Source organism: Cognatishimia sp. WU-CL00825 (assembly GCF_040364665.1).
Lineage (GTDB): Bacteria > Pseudomonadota > Alphaproteobacteria > Rhodobacterales > Rhodobacteraceae > Cognatishimia.
On record NZ_BAABWX010000005.1, the window covers coordinates 161,390 to 179,536 of the forward strand.

The window sequence follows — 18,147 nt, forward strand, 5'->3', positions numbered from 1 at the left end:
TGGTGTCGCGCTTTTCTGTCTTTATTGGCCGGGTTTAGCCAAATGTTGCGCCGTCTTTGCGCCATACAGCCACAACAGAAGAACGTGGGTTGCCTGTCCCGTCGGGCCAGGATCCGCCGGGGTGTTGCACCCCAACAAAGGCCACTGATTTATCCGCCGACCAGCACAGGCCCGTGACTTCGGCGCGGTTTGGGACGGTCATGAAACGTGCAATTTCGCCTGTTTCCGGGTCGCCAACCAGCATCTGGTTGTTGCCCATGCCTTCGAAGTCGCCCTTGTTCTTGTAATCGCCATCGGTTTGGATCCACAGCATGCCGTCTGAGGAAAATGCCATGCCGTCTGGTGAATTGAACATGTTGCCCGCGTTGACGTTGTCTGACCCTGAATAGGCGTTGTCATAGACGGTTGGGTTGCCTGCCATCACGTATAGATCCCAAGCAAAGGTATCAGCTGCATGGTTTTCACCGGCTGGGGTCCAGCGTACAATTTGACCGTATTTGTTGGTTTCACGTGGGTTCACGGCATTAACAGATGTGTCATCGCCCCCCGCGTTTGGTTTGACGCCGCGGTTTTTATTGTTGGTCAGGGCGCAGTATGCTTCGGCCTTGAGCGGGTTGGCGGCAACCCATTCTGGACGGTCCATTGTTGTGGCCCCAACGGCAGAGGCGGCCAAACGGGTGAAGCACAGGATATCAGCCGCAGTCATTCCGGTTGTTTCCGGGGTCAGGGCCAGCCATTCGCCGGTTTGATCTTCGTTGAATTTGGCCACGAATAAGACACCATCATCGAGCAAACCATCTGTTGCGCGACCGGGCGCATAGGTGCCGTTGGACACATAGCGGTAGAGGTATTCGCCACGTTCATCATCACCCAGATACACAACGATACGCCCATCAAGCGCGTGCACCATTTCGGCGTTTTCGTGTTTGAAGCGGCCCAAAGCGGTGCGCTTTACGGGCACTGAATTTGGATTGCTCGGGTCAATTTCAGTGATGAAACCATGGCGGTGGGGTTCGTTTGGTTCGTTTGAAATGTCAAAGCGTGGATCAAACTTTTCGTAGCCATAGCGGCCTTCGCCACCGATGCCGTAACGCTTATAGCCCTCGCCAACAGGCTCGGCACCTGTTGCGCCAAAATAGCCGTTAAAGTTCTCTTCGCAGGTCAGATATGTGCCCCAGAGCGTTTTGCCGGAACCGCAGTTGTTCATAGTGCCTTTGACAGTGGTGCCCTTAGGATCTGCCTTGGTTTGCACCAAAGCGTGGCCGGCCAGCGGACCCGCCAATGTCATTTTGGTTTCATGGGTGATGCGGCGGTTGTAAGGGCTGTCGACAACGACCTGGTATCCGTCGCCGCTGTTGGCCACTTCCATAACGGTCACGCCTTGCAGGTTTTTCAGCAGTTTTACCTCGTCCGCGGTGCGGGGGCTGCCGTCGGCTTCTTTGGGCAAGTTGATCTTTGGGTTCACATATTCCGAGTTTACCGCGATCAGCTGTTTACCGTCGACTTCAAACAGTTCCATACCGTCGGTGTTTTCGCCAAATACCTTGTCAGACATGTCGACCGATACGCCAGCTTCAGCGGAATAGGCATCCTTGGCCTCGGACCACAGGGCGTCGCCCCAACGCACCAGTACCTTGTGATCATATTCAGCTGGAACATGCACCGCGTGGTCGGTTGCAATGTCGATGGGGGTAAAAGAGAATTTGGCGTGAGCGGTGGCTTTGGTTGCTTTGGCAGCGGTGGTCGAGCTCAGCAGGCCGGTGCCAAAAACCGCAGCGCCAGAGCCAAAGGCCAATGCGCCGCCCAGGAAGCCGCGCCGGGAAATTGCTTTGTCGACAACCTCGTCAAATTGGTTGCCCTCTGGGCGCGGGTCGCGGTGTTCATCAAAATCGTCCCAAGACAGATCGCTAAGCGTTTTATCAACCATGGTGGTTATCCTTGCTAAGTGTTTTTTGCTAGGAATTGGCTGGGTAAGTCAGCCAAAATCACCGGGTTTATCTGCGCCTTTTGCTGCAGTTGCGTGACAGTTTGATGAATGGATTATGACGCTAGATTGCTGACAGATTGTGGCTAAGAAAGTGTTAATGCGCAGCTGGAAATAAAAAACGGCCCGCCGAATGATCAGCGGGCCGTACTTGATTTTTTAGTGCTGAAACGCCTTATTAGGCTCTAATTCACTATGATCTCCGGCCCCATCAAGGCATTCGGCAATGTGGTAGACAGCGCCGGTATATAGGTGACCATGATCAAGAAGATGAACAGCACACCCAGGAAAGGCAGCGCGGCGCGGACAACGCCCATCATTGGCATGCCTGCAACACCAGAGGTGACAAACAGGTTCAAGCCAACCGGTGGGGTGATCATGCCGATTTCCATGTTCACCACCATGATGATGCCCAGATGGATCGGGTCAATGCCCAGTTCAATCGCAATTGGGAACACCAGCGGAGCAACGATCACCAAGAGTCCTGATGGCTCCATGAATTGACCGCCGATCAGCAGGATGATGTTGACCACAACCAAGAACATGACGGGTCCGAAGCCAGCCGAAAGCATGGTGTTTGCCACAGCTTGCGGGATCTGTTCTTCGGTCAACACGTGTTTCAGGATCAGCGCGTTGGCGATGACAAACATCAAGGTGATGGTCAGTTTGCCTGCTTCAAACAGCGTCCGGCGTGTGTCTTCGTGAAAGAAGGCAGTGATCACAGCCAAGGGCTTTTGCATAAGCGAGGTGCGGTGACCGCCGTCCTTGGCAGCCAATGGACCCATGTCGCGGTAGATGAAACTTGCGACAAAGAAAGCATAGACCGAGGCAACGGCGGCGGCTTCGGTGGGCGTAAAGAACGCTCCGGTGACGCCGGGAATGCCATAGATGCCCACCATGATGATGACGATCAGCAACAGGCCCCAGGCCGCATCGCGGAAGCTGGTCCAGATTTCACCCCAGCCAAGCCATTCGCCCTTTGGCATATTCTTGATGCGCGCCATAACATAGATGGCCACCATCAGCATGACCCCAGCCAGAATGCCTGGAATGACGCCAGCAAGGAACATCCGGCCAACCGACACTTCGACAGCTGCCGCATAAACCACCATCACAATCGAGGGTGGGATCAAAATGCCCAAGGTGCCCGCGTTACAGATCACACCAGCCGCGAATTCCTTGGAATAGCCAGCTTGGCGCATCGCTGCGATTACGATGGACCCAATGGCAACAACCGTGGCTGGAGAAGAGCCAGACAGGGCTGCAAACATCATGCAGGCAAAGACCCCAGAGATGGCCAGACCACCGCGTAGGTGCCCCACGCAGGCAATGGAAAAGCGAATGATGCGCTGGGCGACACCGCCGGTGGACATAAAGGAGGAGGCCAGAATGAAGAACGGGATCGCCAGCAAGGTGTAGTGGCCTTCAAAGGCCTCAAACAGGGTTTGTGCCACTGCGGCCAGAGACGTGTCGCTGAACCACAAGAGAAACAATACAGACGACATGCCCAAAGACACCGCGATCGGAACACCGATCATCAGAAACCCAATGACCATGACAAATAGAATGATGACAGACATTAGATGTCCTCCCCGCGCTGTTCGCGGACTTCCGCAATTTCATCTTCGACTTCATGACTGGCCACAATGCGATCTGTTTGTCCGGTCCACACAGCCATACCGGCCTGCACAAAGCGAAGCAGCATCAGGGACATGGAAATAGGCAGAACAGCATAGGGCAGCAAACGTGGTAGTTTTTCGTAGGATTCACCTTCGTTGAACACGTCTTCCATCCATTTCAGAAAACCCGGATGAGGGATGTCGTCGACTTCGTACCAGCCTTTGGCCAGAAACTTGTCTTCAAAGCCCAAGGGGAACCAGCGGCCTTCGGTTTTTGGCAAGTTGGCAAAATTTGCCCAATAGTCCCATGCGCCCTTGAGCAGCAAAAAGGTGAACATTATGCAGATCACAATCGAGATCAGCCCAAAAGTGCGCCGCATAGGGGCTGATACCATGTTCAAGATGGCATCGACGCCCAGATGTGCGCCTTTTTTGACCGCATAGGATGCGCCCAACAGCACCAACCAGCCGAACATAAAGACGGTGAGTTCAAGGCCCCATAAAATGTTTGAATTAAATCCTTTGCGCGCAATCACGTTGGCAAAGGTCAGTAGTGTCATCGCGCCTAGTAGAAAGGCGATCAGGTTTTCTTCGATCTTGTCGATAAAGGATTCGCCTGGTTTCGGATGCATTTTCCCCTCCCTCAGGTTTCATTTGCGCATAAAAAAGGGCCCGCCGAATAGAGAGACGGACCCTTTGCAAGCGCCTGGATTTACATCGCGTTGTTGATGGCTTGCGCCGCGTCGATGTTGTCTTGTCCCACGTCGTCAGCAAATTGCGCCCAGACCGGCTTCATGGTTTCAACCCATGAGGCACGCTGTTCAGCGGTCAATTCACGGACAACGCCGCCGGCATCAATCACAGATTGGCGCGCGGCTTGGTTCACAGCAAAGGATTCGCTGTTCCGGGTTGCGGTGACCTCGTCCAGAATCGACAGGAATTGATCCCGCACATCTGCGTCCAGACCGTCCAGCCATTCGCCAGAGGTCACAACCAGATAGTCGATGATCCCGTGGTTGGTTTCTGTGATACCATCCTGAACTTCGAAGAATTTCTTGCCATAGATGTTGGACCAGGTGTTTTCCTGACCATCCACAACGCCCTGTTGCAAGGCACCGTATACTTCGGAGAAGGCCATTTTTTGTGGGCTGCCACCGATGGCTTCCATTTGGGCCACAAGCACGTCAGAAGACTGCACGCGGAAGCGCAAGCCATTGGCATCTGTTGGCTCAAGCAAAGGTGTGTTGGCAGACATTTGCTTCATGCCGTTGTGCCAGAAGGCCAAGCCCTGAAGGCCACGGCGTTTCATGCTGTCTTTCATCGCCTGCCCTGCGTCAGAGGCCTGGAACGCGTCAACTGCGTTGATGTCTTCGAACATGAAGGGCAGATCAAACAGACGGAATTTCTTGGTGAAGGCTTCAAACTTGGAAAGTGATGGTGCGGCCAGTTGAACGTCACCTTGCAGCAAAGCTTCGAGTACTTTGTTGTCGTCATAAAGCGTCGAGTTGCCGAACACTTCCATGCAGGCTTTGCCGTTCATCTCGTCGTTGACGCGCTGTTGCAGCAAAGAGGCGGCGATGCCTTTTGGGTGCTTGTCGGTGTTTGTAACGTGGCTGAATTTGATAACAACTTCGCCGGCATCACAGGCATCGCTCGCTTGAGCAACGCCAGCGCCCAGCGCAACGGATGTGGCAAGTGCAGCAGTGATAAATTTCATGATCTTTCCTCCCTAGGTGATCCAAAATTTCGATTGAGGTCTCGTAGAACCCTCGCAACCCTAGAGGGACCCATGACGAAAATGTGATCAAGGGGAAGTGCGGAAAATATTCAAGATCTTTGAAAACGTATATTTAATAGGCACTTATGAAGCTTATTGCTCGGGCCAATTATGAACCTGATCCGCAAGTGTGCGAACCTTCGCACACGCCATCTGGGGGCTGTGCGGATTTCCGCACAGCTGTTAGCGGTATAACTCTGCGCGAATCTCGTGACGTGCCAATTTATCATAGAAAGTTTTGCGTGGCAGCTTGAGCGCTTTGGCTGCCTCGGTGGCATTGCCCGCGTGGCGTTTTAGGGCCGAGGTGAGCAACGAGCGTTCCACTCGGGCCATTTGTTCGCTAAGGCCCAATTCTTCGGATGGGTCGCCATCATGGACACCCAGCACAAAGCGCGTGGCGGTGTTCATCAGGGCGCGGGCATTGCCGGGCCAGTCCTGAGCCATCAAGTCAGCCACCACATCCGGGGTCACCTCTGGTTCGGCCACACCTGTTTGTGTGCTGGCGATGCGCACATAGGCGCGAAACAGCACCGGAATATCTTCGGGGCGCTCTTTCAGAGTTGGAATACGCACCTGCATGACATTGAGACGGTAAAACAGTTCTGCATTCAGCCGCCCCTGTTGCATCTCAAGTTGTAGATCGCGGTAGGAGCCGGCAATCACCCGCGTTTGGCTGTTGGTTTCCAGCCGGTTGAGCAGTGCAAATTGCACATCCGGGGCCATGGCGGCTATTTCATCCAAAAACAAGGAACCGCCCGCGGCCCCATCCAAAGCAGCGACCAGCGCATCTTTGGTCAGACCGGCGGCGGATAGTTTTTCAAATGGGGCAGTGGTGCCATCGGCCAAAAGGTGAATGACCTCGGCGACTTTTGCGTTGCCAGAACCCGGTGCCCCCAGAACCAGAACATCCGTGCCAGCGGCGGCCGCACGACGGGCTTGATTGCGTAGGGTTTCGGCCTGTTCTGAATGGCCAAACAGCATGCGCGCGGCGGCATCGCCGCTTTCCAACTGCTGGCGCATTTGCCGGTTCTCTAAAACCATAGATCGCGCCCGCACAGCCCCCGCGACCACCGCAAGGAAATCTTTGGTCTCGCAGGGTTTCTCTAGAAAATTAAACGCGCCGGACTGAACGCCGCGCACCGCCATTGGGATGTCGCCCTCGCCGGTCAGCAAGACCACGGGCAGATCGGGGTCCACGGTTTTTGTAAAGGCCAAGAGCGCAAAGCCATCTTTGCCCGGCATGCGGATATCGCTGACAATCACCCCGTCCAGCGCGGCTGAAATATGGTCTTTGGCTTCGATATAGCTGCCCGCAGTGATCACGTCGTAATCGGCCAGCATGAGGGTTTGGCTAAGCGCGTCGCGCACGGCGCGGTCGTCATCCACCAATAAGACTGTATTGGTCATGCCTACTCCATTTCATCTGTGTGCTCAGAGCGTGTCAGTGACACGGTGAATTCAGCACCTGCGTGATCGCGGTTGCGTCCGGTGATATTGCCGCCAAAACTTTGCACCAGACCATAAGAGATCGAAAGCCCAAGGCCCATGCCTTCGGATTGGCCGACCTCTTTGGTGGTGTAGAACGGGTCAAAGATCTTGTCAGCATCATGCAGGCCCGGACCGCTGTCTGCGACAATCACCTGCACCTGTGACCCGGCGGGTTGCACGATGATATCGAGTTGTTTTTCGTCGCTTTCCGCCATGGCGTCAGCGGCGTTGCTGACAAGGTTCATCACCACCTGTTGTAGGCGCACGTCGCCACCGCGCACCCAAATCGGGGTATCGGGCTGGGTGCGGTTCACGATCACCTGTTCTGCGTGCAGGCGCGGTTGCAACAGCTCAAACACCGCGTCGATCACCGAGGTGATGTCCACATCGGTCACCGGTTCATGCTCTTGTCGGGCAAAGGCGCGCAGGTTCTTGATGATCCGGCCCATGCGGCGCGACAATTCGCTGATGCGATCCAGATTGTTGGCAGCTTCGGCCGGGCGATCGCGGTCCAGAAATTGCACGGCGTTTTCCGCAAAAGAGCGAATGGCCATAAGCGGCTGGTTTAATTCATGGCTGATCCCGGCGGACATCTGCCCCAGGGCAGAGAGTTTACCGGCCTGCACCAGATCTGACTGGGCTTTGCGCAGGGCCTCTTCGGCCTCGCGGCGTTCGGCGATTTCATGGCGTAGATTGACGTTGGCGTTTGTCAGCTGAACGGTGCGGGCGGCCACGCGAGCTTCGAGCTGGACATTGACGGCAGAAAGGGCACGGCGGCGTTCAGCCATGAAAAACAAGAACCCGCCAAACACCAGCGAGAGCGCGGCACCCACCAAGGCCTGCAATCCAGCAAGGCGCTGGGCAGGGGCCGTCGAAATTAGCGAATGCCCGATCATGCCAATGATGGGCTGTGGCAGTTCCAGATACAGCGCATTGCTGGGCAAAAACCGTTGCCCGGTTATTTGCCATTCGGTGTGACCTGCGGTTTGGGTAACGTTGTTGGGGGCAAATTCTGCGGCTCCGGTGGTGTCTGCAAAGGTCTGATGCAGTATTTCAGAGCGGTTGGAGACAAAGATTTGTTTTTCGGTGTCGGTAAAGAAGACCACCTGGGGGGCGCTGCGCCAATCGGATTCCTCGACCGTCTCCATATCGACCCGCACCAAAACTGCGCCCGCAGCCTGCCCGCCAATATACACGGGGGCCATAAAGGCAAAGATCCGGGTGCCGTCGTTCAGGACAGAATGGTCAAAACCCAATGCGCCGCTTTGGGCCCGTTGAAAATGCAGGGTTTGGGCAAAACTTTGCCCCACATGAGAGGGCTGCGAGCTGGCCAGCATGTTGCCTGCGTGATCCACATAAGCAATTTCCAGCGCACCCGAAGTATCTGACATTTTCAGCAGCAAAGGTAATAGGCTGTCGGCTGTTTCGGGCTGGCGTGCGATGGACCCTACATCTGGATGATCTGCCGTCAGTACCGCGAGTTGGCGAAACCTTGCCAATTGACCGACCAAGCGGTCTGCGGCCGAGCGCAGGTAAACCTGACCTTGTTCAGACACGGGCCCTAGGGCGGCGCGATATCCAACGCTGAAAATTCCGGCTGCAAAGGCGGCTACGACGCTGATAAGACCCAATATCGCCAAAAACCGCCGCAAGCTCTGCTCCCTTTTTTTGCAGAATAGAAAGCCAGCCGCGGGATTGCCACTGAAATTGCCAAGAAAATTTTTGCCTCGGTACGGGGCAACGACCAACATGCCGATGGAACCTTGGGGCGTCTTGCACTAACGTCCAAACGCAACCACATGGGTGGGGCAAGTTGGTCACTTCTGCGCAGGGGCAGCAAGAATGCGCATCGCGATAGTAGCAAGTTTTTTGGCTGGGCTTTTCCTAAGCGCAGCAACTGTGCATGCTGATGTCAGTTTTGAGGTCGTTGGCGACGACAAGGCTTTGCGCAAGGCGCTAATGGGCAATTCTGCTTTGGCCGCCATCGAGACGGTTAGTGCCGTAGCGCCCCAGGATCTGGTGGCCACGGCGCAGGCCGATTATCGCAAGCTTGCGGCCACCCTTTATGAGCGGGGATATTTTGGGCCCGTCATTTCCATTACACTTGATGGGCGTGAAGCCAGCAATGTGTCGCCGTTTAGACAAGTCGCGCGCTATGACAGCGTGCGGATATCCGTAGACGCTGGGCGCAAGTATCAGCTGGGGAAAGTGTCCATTGCGCCAGTGGTGCCTGGCACGGATCTGCCAGAAGGGTTTGTGGCTGGGGCCGAGGCATCGACCTTGATCCTGCGCAAAACGGCAGAAACGGCGATTGATGCTTGGCGCGGCATGGGGCATCCAAAAGCCAAGATTGCGCGGCAGTCGATACGGGCCAATGCAGCAAAGGCCGTGTTGAACGCGGATCTGCAAGTTGCGCCGGGACCCCAAGCTCGCTTTGGCCAGTTGATGCCCCAAGGCCAAAGCCGGATGCGGGCCGAGCGGATTGATGCGATTGGTGGTTTGCCCCGTAACGCGCAATATCACCCCGACATTGTCACACGTGTGGCAGAACGGCTGCGCGACAGCGGAGGCTTTGCCTCGGTGGCGTTGACCGAGGGCGATGTGGCCGCAGATGGTATGATGGATGTCACGGCGGTGTTGGTCGAAGCCCCGCTTCGGCGGTTTGGTATTGGCGCAGAGCTGACCTCTGACGAGGGGCTGGGTCTGAGCGGTTTCTGGTTGCATCGCAATCTTTTTGGCGGGGCCGAGCGGTTGCGGTTTGATGCCGAGGTCACGGGGATTGGGGGCAACAGCGGCGGAGTAGACGCTGATTTTGGCGTGACTTATGCCCGTCCGGCAACCCTTACACCGGATACAAATTTGCAGATTGGCGCGCGGGTGACCCGACTGGATGAACCCACATTTTTGCAAGAAAGTGCCGAGTTGTCGTTTGGTTTTGAACACCGGTTTTCCAAAACCAAAACCGGGTCAGTTTTTGCTGAAATTGCCCGATCTAAGATCACTGATAATTTCTCGACCCGGCACGTGACGCTGGTGTCGTTGCCGTCCACTATGGTGTGGGATAAGCGCGATGATCGGTTGGATGCACGGCAAGGCTGGTATCTTGCCACCGGGGCGCAGCCCTTTTTGATTTATGCTGACAGTGGAGGGCTGCGCGCAACCGTGGACGCGCGCGCCTATCGTGCCTTGGGGGCCAGCGGCAAAACTCGGCTGGCCGGGCGGGTGCAATTGGGCACCGTGGCCGGCGGATCTATCGGGTCTTTGCCACCGGACTGGCTGTTTTATTCTGGTGGGCCAGACACTGTGCGCGGGCTGAGCTATCAGTCACTGGGGGCGCTGCAAGGCGGCGTGGCCACTGGCGGGCGCAGTTTTGCGGGTGCTTCGTTTGAAATGCGCCACGACATTACCGGACCCTGGGGGGCCGCAGTTTTTGCAGACGCTGGGATGATTTCGGCGGGGGCTGGCTGGACCGGCAGCAGTGATTGGCATGCGGGTGTGGGCATTGGTGCGCGGTATAATACGCCAATTGGGGCCATTCGCGTTGATGTGGCCACCCCGGTGCGCAGCCCAACTGCCAGCAACAATCTGGCCTTTTATATCGGAATAGGACAGTCGTTTTGAGGCAGGTTTTTGTGATCTTGGCGGTGCTGCTTTGGGCTCCAATGGCTTTGGCACAGCAAGAGGCTCAAGAAGGCCAGTCGCGCATTGTCGCCTTTCTAGAGGAGGCTTTGTCAGATGGTGCACGCACGGTGCGTATTCAGGGCTTTAAGGGCGCGTTGAGTTCTTCGGCAGAGCTGGATTTGCTGACGATTTCTGACGCTAACGGCGTTTGGTTTAAGCTAGAACAAGCCAAATTGGTCTGGCAACGCTCGGCACTGCTGCGCGGGGCATTGAACATCGAAAAGATATCCGCAAAGCGCATCGAGCTGATCCGCACGCCTGTGCAAAGCGCTGCAGCGCCAACCCCAGAAGCAACCCCGTTTGCCTTGCCTGATTTGCCTGTCTCAGTGGCGCTGGGCGCGTTGGAATTTGCTGAAATCAAACTTGGGGACTCGCTGTTTGGTTTGGCGGCAACCGTGTCTGCGCGTGGCAATGCCAGCCTTAAAGATGGGGCGGGATCTGCGCGATTGGTGCTGACGCGGCTGGACGGGCCAAGCGGCACGTTTGATGTGGCGGCGACGTTTGACAATGTTGCGCGTGCCTTGGATTTGAACCTGAACGTCAGCGAAGATAGGGGCGGGGTGATTGCCACTCTGATTGATTTACCCGGCAAGCCCGCGCTGGAGGTAACCGCGCTGGGCAAGGGGCCCATCGATGATTTGGGCATTGACCTAAAGGTTGCAACAGATGGGGTAGCGCGGTTTGGCGGCCGGATTGAAACCCAACGCACAGAAACCGAGGCACGGGTGTTTCGTGCGGACCTATCGGGCGATCTGAGCGCGCTTTTTCTGCCGGAATATCAAAACTTTTTTGGGGATGATGTTGCCCTGTCGGCGCGCGCATTGCGCGCTGCGGATGGTGCGCTGGATGTCAGCACGCTTACGGTTTCCACGGCGGCGCTAGATATCAGCGGCTCGTTGGCGCTTGCACCAGGGGGGCAGCCAAAGCGAATAGCGCTGAACGGCAATCTGGGTCAGGGTGACCGGTCAAAAACACGGCTTCCTATTGCGGGACAAGCGATTGACGTCACTTCTGCGCAACTTGCGTTGAACTATGATGCCGCCCGCGGCGATGCGGTGTATGGCGTGCTGCGCTTTGATGCTCTGGAAACGCCGGACCTGGAAATTGCGAGCGGCCAGCTGCGACTGGACGGACGGTTGGACCCGGTTGATGCCTCTGAACTTTCGGCCAGGGTTTCGGCTCAGCTGGCGGGATTTCAACCACAAGACAGCAAATTGGCATCCGCGTTTGGGCCCAATCTGGATGTGTCGTTTCAGGCGGACTGGCAAAGGGGGGGGCCATTGCATCTTGGCGCGCTCGCGCTGCGCGGCCAGACGCTGAGTGTTACCGGGGATGCGGAAATTCTGACAGCGGATCGCAAGATCGCGCTGACCACCTCACTTTCTGGCACGGTGCAAGACCTTGCTGCTTTTGCAGAGCTGAGCGGCATGGCGCTGGCAGGGTCCCTGAAGATGGACCTGACCGCCGAAGCAGAGCTTTTGTCCGGAGCGTTTCAGGCCGATCTTGCGGCGACAGGGCAGGACTTGGCGATTGGCCAAGCGATGGCTGATAAAATGCTGCGTGGCTCAAGCCAGCTGACGCTTGCGGTGGCGCGGGATCACACTGGGGTGCAGTTAAAGTCACTGGCTGTTGAAAATCCATCGCTGTCGGTCACTGCACAGGGGGCCGTTTCGTCTGACGATGGGGCCTTGCATGTGAAAGCCCACCTGAATGATGCCGGACAGATCAGCACAGCTTTGGCGGGGGCGTTGTCGCTGGAGGCGGATTTGAACCGGGATGCGGCAGATGCCGCTTGGGTGCTAGATGCAAATGCGCAGGGAATTGCCGGATTGCAGGCACAAGTTAACGGGCAAGTGGGGTTGCCACAGGGGGCTGTGGCGCTGGATGTGTCAGGCACTGCACCTTTGGCGCTTGGCGACAGCTTTATTGCGCCCCGGTCTTTGCGTGGTGCTGCGCAGTTTGATTTGGCAATCAATGGGCCGCCCACGCTGGGGGCTGTCAGCGGGCAAATACAGACCAGAAATGCGCGTCTGTTTGATCCGCAATTGGGCACTTCGCTTGAAAACCTGAACTTGCAGGCAGATCTGGCAGGCGCACAGGCGCGTATTCAAGCCAAAGGATCCGCCCGCGCCGGGGGCACTTTTTCCGCCGAAGGTTGGGTGGATCTGGCAAAACCCGGGCTGCCGGGGCAGATTGATATCGGGTTTCAAGACCTGCAATATGTCAGCGCGGCCTTTGAGACCGAGATCGCCACAGGTGACTTGCGCTTGGCCGGTCCATTGGCCACCAACAGTCAGATAACCGGCGTTCTACGCCTGAAGCAAACCGACATCATGCTTGACGATCTGTCCTCTGGTGGGGCGGAACCCATTCCCGACATCCAGTTTACCGGGCAAAGTGCCGCGCAAATTGCGACGCGCAAAAAGGCGGGATTGATCAAGAGGCCCTCTGGCTCTCGTGCAACGCGGGTTGCTTTGGACGTGTCGGTGCAGGCCCCCAGTCGCATTTTTGTGCGCGGCAAGGGGTTGGATGTCGAGCTTGGCGGGGCCATTCGCCTGGGTGGCACAACCGACGACCTCGTGCCTTCGGGGGGCTTTGATTTGATCCGTGGTCGGTTTTCGCTGCAGGGGCAACGCTTTGATGTAGACGAAGCCTCTGTACGGTTGCGCGGCAGTTTTGATCCCTATATTCGCATTGTGTCCAGCGCATCAGCGGCCAATACCCGGATTACGCTGACGCTGGAGGGACCGGTGTCTGCCCCGGAATTATCGCTGACATCTGTCCCAAGCTTGCCGGAAGATGAAATTCTGGCGCGGCTATTGTTTGGACGTTCCGCTGCAAAGCTTTCACCGGTGCAGGCGCTACAGCTTGTCGACACCATTTCCAGTCTGGCTGGGGGGAAAACCCTGACCAGCGGCTTGCGCAAATCTTTGGGGGTTGATGATTTTGACCTGAGTACTGATGAAACGGGTCAGGCCCAACTGCGGCTGGGGCGTTACATTTCTGAAAACGCCTATTCCAATGTCGAATTGGATGGCAACGGCGATGTCGAGATTCAGTTGAACTTTGATGTATCGCCCAATCTGACCCTGCGCGGGCGGGTCAACAGCCAGGGGCAAAGCGGCGTGGGTGTCTATTTGGAGCGGGATTATTGACCGAGATTTCTAGTCCAGGACCCGTTCTGGAAACACCGCAATGCGGCCCAGAGCTGTGGCCTCGCGCGCAACGCGGGTTTGTTCAGTCTCATAGGATTTGCGCACAAACTCGATGTGGGCCACTGCGGCATCTGCAGCCCCGTCCGGGTCTCTGTTGATGATCGCATCACAGATATCATGGTGTTGCTGCAACAGGATTTCGCCGGTGCCATCAATCGACCGCAGCATTGCCCGGTTGTAAAAGATGTTCTGTTTGCTGAGCGCATAGATCGAAGACATCGTGTGCACCAGCAGGGAATTATGCCCCGCATCCACGATGGCGGAATGAAACTGAATATCTGCCCGTTCGGACGCAGCGGAATCTTGGTCCGCGTGGGCTTTGTCCAAGAGCTTCATCACTTCTGTCAGAATGGTGCGGTCATGTACCGTGGCCCGTTCCGCGGCCAATCTGGCGGCAAAGCGTTCTTGTTCTAATCTGAATTCAAGATAGTCGTGAAAGGCCGAAGTGTGGCGTGCATAAAGCTGGATCAGCGCATCTGACATGGCAGTGCCCAGCAATGGCGCGATGAAATTACCCTCGCCGTGCCGCACAAGGATCAGGCCATCACTCTCTAACTGCTTGATGGCTTCGCGCACTTTGGGGCGCGATACATTCATGCGCTCGGCCAAGTCCCGCTCGGACGGTAGTCGCGCACCGTCCTTTAGGATCCCATTCAAAATGAGCGTTTCGATCTGCTCTGTGACCGCCTGAACAACCGAAGATTGGTTGATGGGCTGAAACAATGTGTCATGCGAATTCATGGCTGATTCTTTCTGAAAAACCTATCCGGTTGTGGTGATCATTGAACGTCAGATGTGGTGACTGGTTGCAAAAATTGCCAGTGTGGTAAACATTCTAGTCCTTTTTTTTAAACTGACAACTCTGTTTGTGTTTGGTTTTGATAGCTTGAGGAATTTTTTCATAGAATGTTGATTTATAACGTTAAATTTTTAGGATGCGCATGTATTCAGGGACAAAATTGGCGTTAGAGGTCCGCAAAATCTTGCAGGGATTTCAGAATAAATTGTCGCAGTGGTTACGAAATTGTTGACGAACCTAAGTGGTAAACTTTATTAACCAGTATCAAGATTGCTGTTTTACGCTGACGCATCGCAGAGGAAACGATGCCGAGTTTGGCGGCGCCCAACGCCCAAAAGGCACCCTTAGGAGGAAGACTATGAAATCGATCTTAACCGGACTTACCCTTGCTGCATCGCTGGTAACGGCCCCCGCAGCCTTTGCCGCAGACAAGCTGCTGCTTAAGACACCCATTGCATTTTCCACAGCGTTGCCTGGATTGGGTTCTCCGATCCCACGTGTGGCTGAACAGCTTGGCCTGATGTCAGGTGGCTCGCTGAAAATGAAAGTTTATGAGCCCAGCAAACTGGTGCCGCCTTTTGAAATTCTTGATGCGGTTTCTTCGGGCAAAATCAATTCTGGTTATACGACTGCCGGATATTGGGCTGGTAAAATTCCAGCGGCACCCTTGTTCTCGGCTGTGCCATTTGGCCCAGAAGCCGGCGAATACATGGCTTGGATGTACTATGGCAACGGCTTAGCGCTGTATCAGGAAATGTATGACCAAGCCGGCTTCAACGTGCATGTGATGCCCTGCGCGGTGATTGCGCCAGAAACATCTGGTTGGTTTGCAAAAGAAATCAATTCCCCCGAGGATCTGAAGGGTTTGAAAATGCGTTTCTTTGGCCTTGGCGGCAAAGTGATGCAGAAATTGGGTGTTGCAACGTCACTGCTGCCCGGCGGCGAAATTTTCCCAGCGCTGGAAAAAGGCGCAATTGATGCGACCGAATTCTCGATGCCTGCGATTGATGCCCGTCTTGGGTTCCACAAGCTGGTCAAATACAACTACTTCCCAGGCTGGCACCAGCAAGCGACCGTATTTGAGCTGATGATCAACAAAGACGTTTGGAACGAGGCGTCCGAACAGCACAAAGCGATCATCGAAAACGCTTGTAAAGCTTCGATGACAGATAGTTTTGCCGAAGGCGAAGCCATTCAGCACGCAGCCTTGATCGATAATGTTGAAAACAACGGCGTGATCATGAAGCAGTGGTCCCCGGAAATGTTGGACACTTTCAAGACAACATGGAACGAGATTGCCGCAGAAGAAGCCGCCGCTGATGCCTTCTTTGCTAAAGTTCTGACTGACATGAACGAATTCCGCGACGGCTATGCTCTGTGGAAAGAAAACGCCTTCTTGCCACGCAAGTAAGCACCAAAGATTGGGGCGCATTTAGACGCCCCAATCGCCCATTCAATTTACCCGCAACAGATGACCATGACCGCATGTTCTGACGCGCATGCAAGGAGGGGACTATGGCTCAGATCGACCAAAGAATTGACGATCCGGTTCACACGTACGAAGAAATCACCGAACACAACGACAATGACAATCAGGCGATTGCCGTTGGCTTGGACAACTTTGTTAAACTGATCGGCCACATTGTCATGTGGGCAAATATTTTGCTCATCTCTGCCATCGTTGCGCAGGTTTCATTTCGCTATCTTGCCAATCAAAACTTTCCAAAACTGGATGAAATCCAATGGCATTTCTACGGTTTGGTGACGATGGTTGGCATATCCTATGCCTTGGTCACTGACAGCCACGTGCGCGTCGATTTATTGCATATGCAGCTCAGCCGTCGCTCCCAGCGGGTCATCGAAGTGATTGGTATCCTAACCCTTCTAGTGCCATTCATTTACCTGATGATTGACCAAGGCTATGATTATTTCTCGGAAAGTCTGCGCGTCAATGAACGCTCTGACAGCCCAACCGGATTGCCGGGACGCTGGGCCTTTAAAGCGGTCATTCCGATCAGCTTTTTCTTGCTGGCCATCGCAGCGCTTGCACGTTTGATCCACGACGGACATGCATTAATCGCAAATTATGCCGAAGAGCGTGCTGGCAAAGGATTGCGCATCATTGTCCTAGCGTTGCTGACCTTTGCGGTTGCCGCAACAGCTTTGACCTTCCTGGTGGAAACCACCGAGGAAAAACTGGTTATCGCGATGTTCATGACCTTTATTGCGTTGCTGTTCACCGGTTATCCCGTGGCGTGGTCTCTGGCAGGGGTTGGCGTGGCCTTTTGCGGGCTGGCCTATCTGTTTGACAACGGGTCGATGAATTGGACGGGACTAGAGGAAACCTTTACCGGACTTGATTATCTGACGCTGGGCGCAGTGGTGAACCGGGTCTATGCGACCATGTCCAACGCGGTTCTTGTGGCGCTGCCGATGTTCATTTTCATGGGGCTGATGCTGGACCAAAGCGGGGTTGCCGAACGGTTGATGACCGCGATGCAACGGTTGTTTGGCAAGACCCGCGGCGGATTGGCGATCACGGTCACCATGATCGGGATCATCCTTGCGGCCTCTACGGGCATCATCGGCGCTTCGGTTGTTTTGCTGGGTGTCTTGTCGCTGCCATCCATGATGGAGCAAAAGTATTCGCCAACGCTTGCGGCTGGTGTTGTGTCAGCCTCTGGCACCTTAGGGATTTTGATCCCGCCGTCGATCATGTTGGTGATCATGGCAGACCAAATGGCCTTGTCTGTGGGGGACCTGTTTATGGCAGCCGTCTTTCCAGGCATCATCATTGGTGGTCTGTATCTGGTCTATATCTTTATCATCGCGATGGTCAAAAAAGACGTTGCACCGGTGCCCGAAGGGGCGGTGTCTCCGGATTGGGTGGCCATCAAGGATGTAATCATCGCGGTCTTTCCAACTTTGGGCCTGATTTTGGCTGTGTTAGGGTCGATTTTTGCCGGTATCACCACGCCAACCGAAGCCTCAGGTATTGGCGCTCTTGGCGCCACGTTGTTGGCTATCCTGTATCGCAAGCTGACGTTTCAAAAGCTGGTGAATGTGTTGATCTCGACCTTTAACACCACCGCCTATATCTTTGCGATCTTCCTTGGCGCGACCGTGTTTTCCTATGTTCTGCGTGAACTGGGCGGGGACGAATTGATCGAACATATGATTGCGTCAACGGGCTTTGGGGCCACCGGCACAATCCTGTTCATTCTGTTTATTGTATTCCTGCTGGGATTTGTCTTGGATTGGATCGAAATCACCTTAATTGTGCTGCCGCTGATGCGCCCGATTGTGAATGGATTGGGGCTGGATATTCCGGGGTTTGGTGTGATTGATGAACCTGCATTGGTCTGGTTTGTGATCCTGGTGGCCGTGACCTTGCAGACATCGTTCTTGACACCTCCGGTTGGCTTTGCGTTGTTTTATCTCAAAGGGGTCTGCCCGCCCGAGATCAAGTTGCTGGACATCTATAGAGGTGTTGTGCCTTTCGTCTTGCTTCAGCTCACCGGCTTGGCCCTGGTCTTCCTGTTGCCCCAACTGGCCACATGGCTGCCTTCGGTTGCGTATTAAGA

General features: G+C 55.2%; 11 protein-coding genes. 4 read left to right on the forward strand and 7 right to left on the reverse strand.

Annotated elements, in window-relative coordinates; genetic code table 11:
- Positions 1-34: 34 nt before the first annotated feature.
- From ABXG94_RS15445 to ABXG94_RS15470, 6 genes are all read right to left on the reverse strand, one after another.
- Positions 35-1,927, reverse strand: coding sequence for a PhoX family protein (locus ABXG94_RS15445; protein WP_353535701.1), 1,893 nt, complete (start codon positions 1,925-1,927; stop codon positions 35-37).
- A 242-nt stretch (positions 1,928-2,169) separates the two neighbouring features.
- Positions 2,170-3,564 carry a TRAP transporter large permease gene (locus ABXG94_RS15450; protein WP_353535702.1) on the reverse strand — a complete coding sequence of 465 codons (1,395 nt, stop codon included), beginning with the start codon at positions 3,562-3,564 and terminating at the stop codon, positions 2,170-2,172.
- Positions 3,564-4,235, reverse strand: coding sequence for a TRAP transporter small permease (locus tag ABXG94_RS15455; protein WP_353535704.1), 672 nt, complete (start codon positions 4,233-4,235; stop codon positions 3,564-3,566). Before ABXG94_RS15455 ends, ABXG94_RS15450 begins: the two co-directional genes overlap by 1 nt.
- Before the next feature lie 80 nt (positions 4,236-4,315).
- Positions 4,316-5,320, reverse strand: coding sequence for a DctP family TRAP transporter solute-binding subunit (locus ABXG94_RS15460; RefSeq protein WP_353535705.1), 1,005 nt, complete (start codon positions 5,318-5,320; stop codon positions 4,316-4,318).
- Between the two features lie 243 nt (positions 5,321-5,563).
- Entirely contained in the window at positions 5,564-6,787 is a 1,224-nt protein-coding gene (locus ABXG94_RS15465) for a sigma-54-dependent transcriptional regulator (RefSeq protein WP_353535707.1), read from the reverse strand.
- 2 nt (positions 6,788-6,789) lie between these two features.
- Positions 6,790-8,520 carry an ATP-binding protein gene (locus ABXG94_RS15470; RefSeq protein ID WP_353535708.1) on the reverse strand — a complete coding sequence of 577 codons (1,731 nt, stop codon included), beginning with the start codon at positions 8,518-8,520 and terminating at the stop codon, positions 6,790-6,792.
- A gap of 190 nt (positions 8,521-8,710) precedes the next feature.
- On the opposite strand from ABXG94_RS15470, the gene ABXG94_RS15475 reads away from it, so the two are divergent.
- Both ABXG94_RS15475 and ABXG94_RS15480 read left to right on the forward strand, forming a co-directional pair.
- The gene (locus ABXG94_RS15475) at positions 8,711-10,489 is read left to right on the forward strand and encodes an autotransporter assembly complex protein TamA (RefSeq protein ID WP_353535710.1); all 1,779 of its coding nucleotides are present in this window, start codon (positions 8,711-8,713) and stop codon (positions 10,487-10,489) included.
- Positions 10,486-13,704 carry a translocation/assembly module TamB domain-containing protein gene (locus tag ABXG94_RS15480; protein ID WP_353535711.1) on the forward strand — a complete coding sequence of 1,073 codons (3,219 nt, stop codon included), beginning with the start codon at positions 10,486-10,488 and terminating at the stop codon, positions 13,702-13,704. Before ABXG94_RS15475 ends, ABXG94_RS15480 begins: the two co-directional genes overlap by 4 nt.
- A 9-nt stretch (positions 13,705-13,713) precedes the next feature.
- Here ABXG94_RS15480 and ABXG94_RS15485 read toward each other — a convergent pair whose 3' ends face one another.
- Complete coding sequence (locus tag ABXG94_RS15485; protein WP_353535713.1) at positions 13,714-14,505, reverse strand: FadR/GntR family transcriptional regulator; 792 nt, start codon at positions 14,503-14,505, stop codon at positions 13,714-13,716.
- Positions 14,506-14,921: 416 nt separating this feature from the next.
- Here ABXG94_RS15485 and ABXG94_RS15490 point away from each other — a divergent pair, with 416 nt between their 5' ends.
- Together ABXG94_RS15490 and ABXG94_RS15495 are read left to right on the forward strand one after the other, a co-directional pair.
- The gene (locus tag ABXG94_RS15490; protein ID WP_353535714.1) at positions 14,922-15,974 is read left to right on the forward strand and encodes a TRAP transporter substrate-binding protein; all 1,053 of its coding nucleotides are present in this window, start codon (positions 14,922-14,924) and stop codon (positions 15,972-15,974) included.
- Between the two features lie 104 nt (positions 15,975-16,078).
- The gene (locus ABXG94_RS15495) at positions 16,079-18,145 is read left to right on the forward strand and encodes a TRAP transporter large permease subunit (RefSeq protein ID WP_353535716.1); all 2,067 of its coding nucleotides are present in this window, start codon (positions 16,079-16,081) and stop codon (positions 18,143-18,145) included.
- Positions 18,146-18,147: the final 2 nt, after the last annotated feature.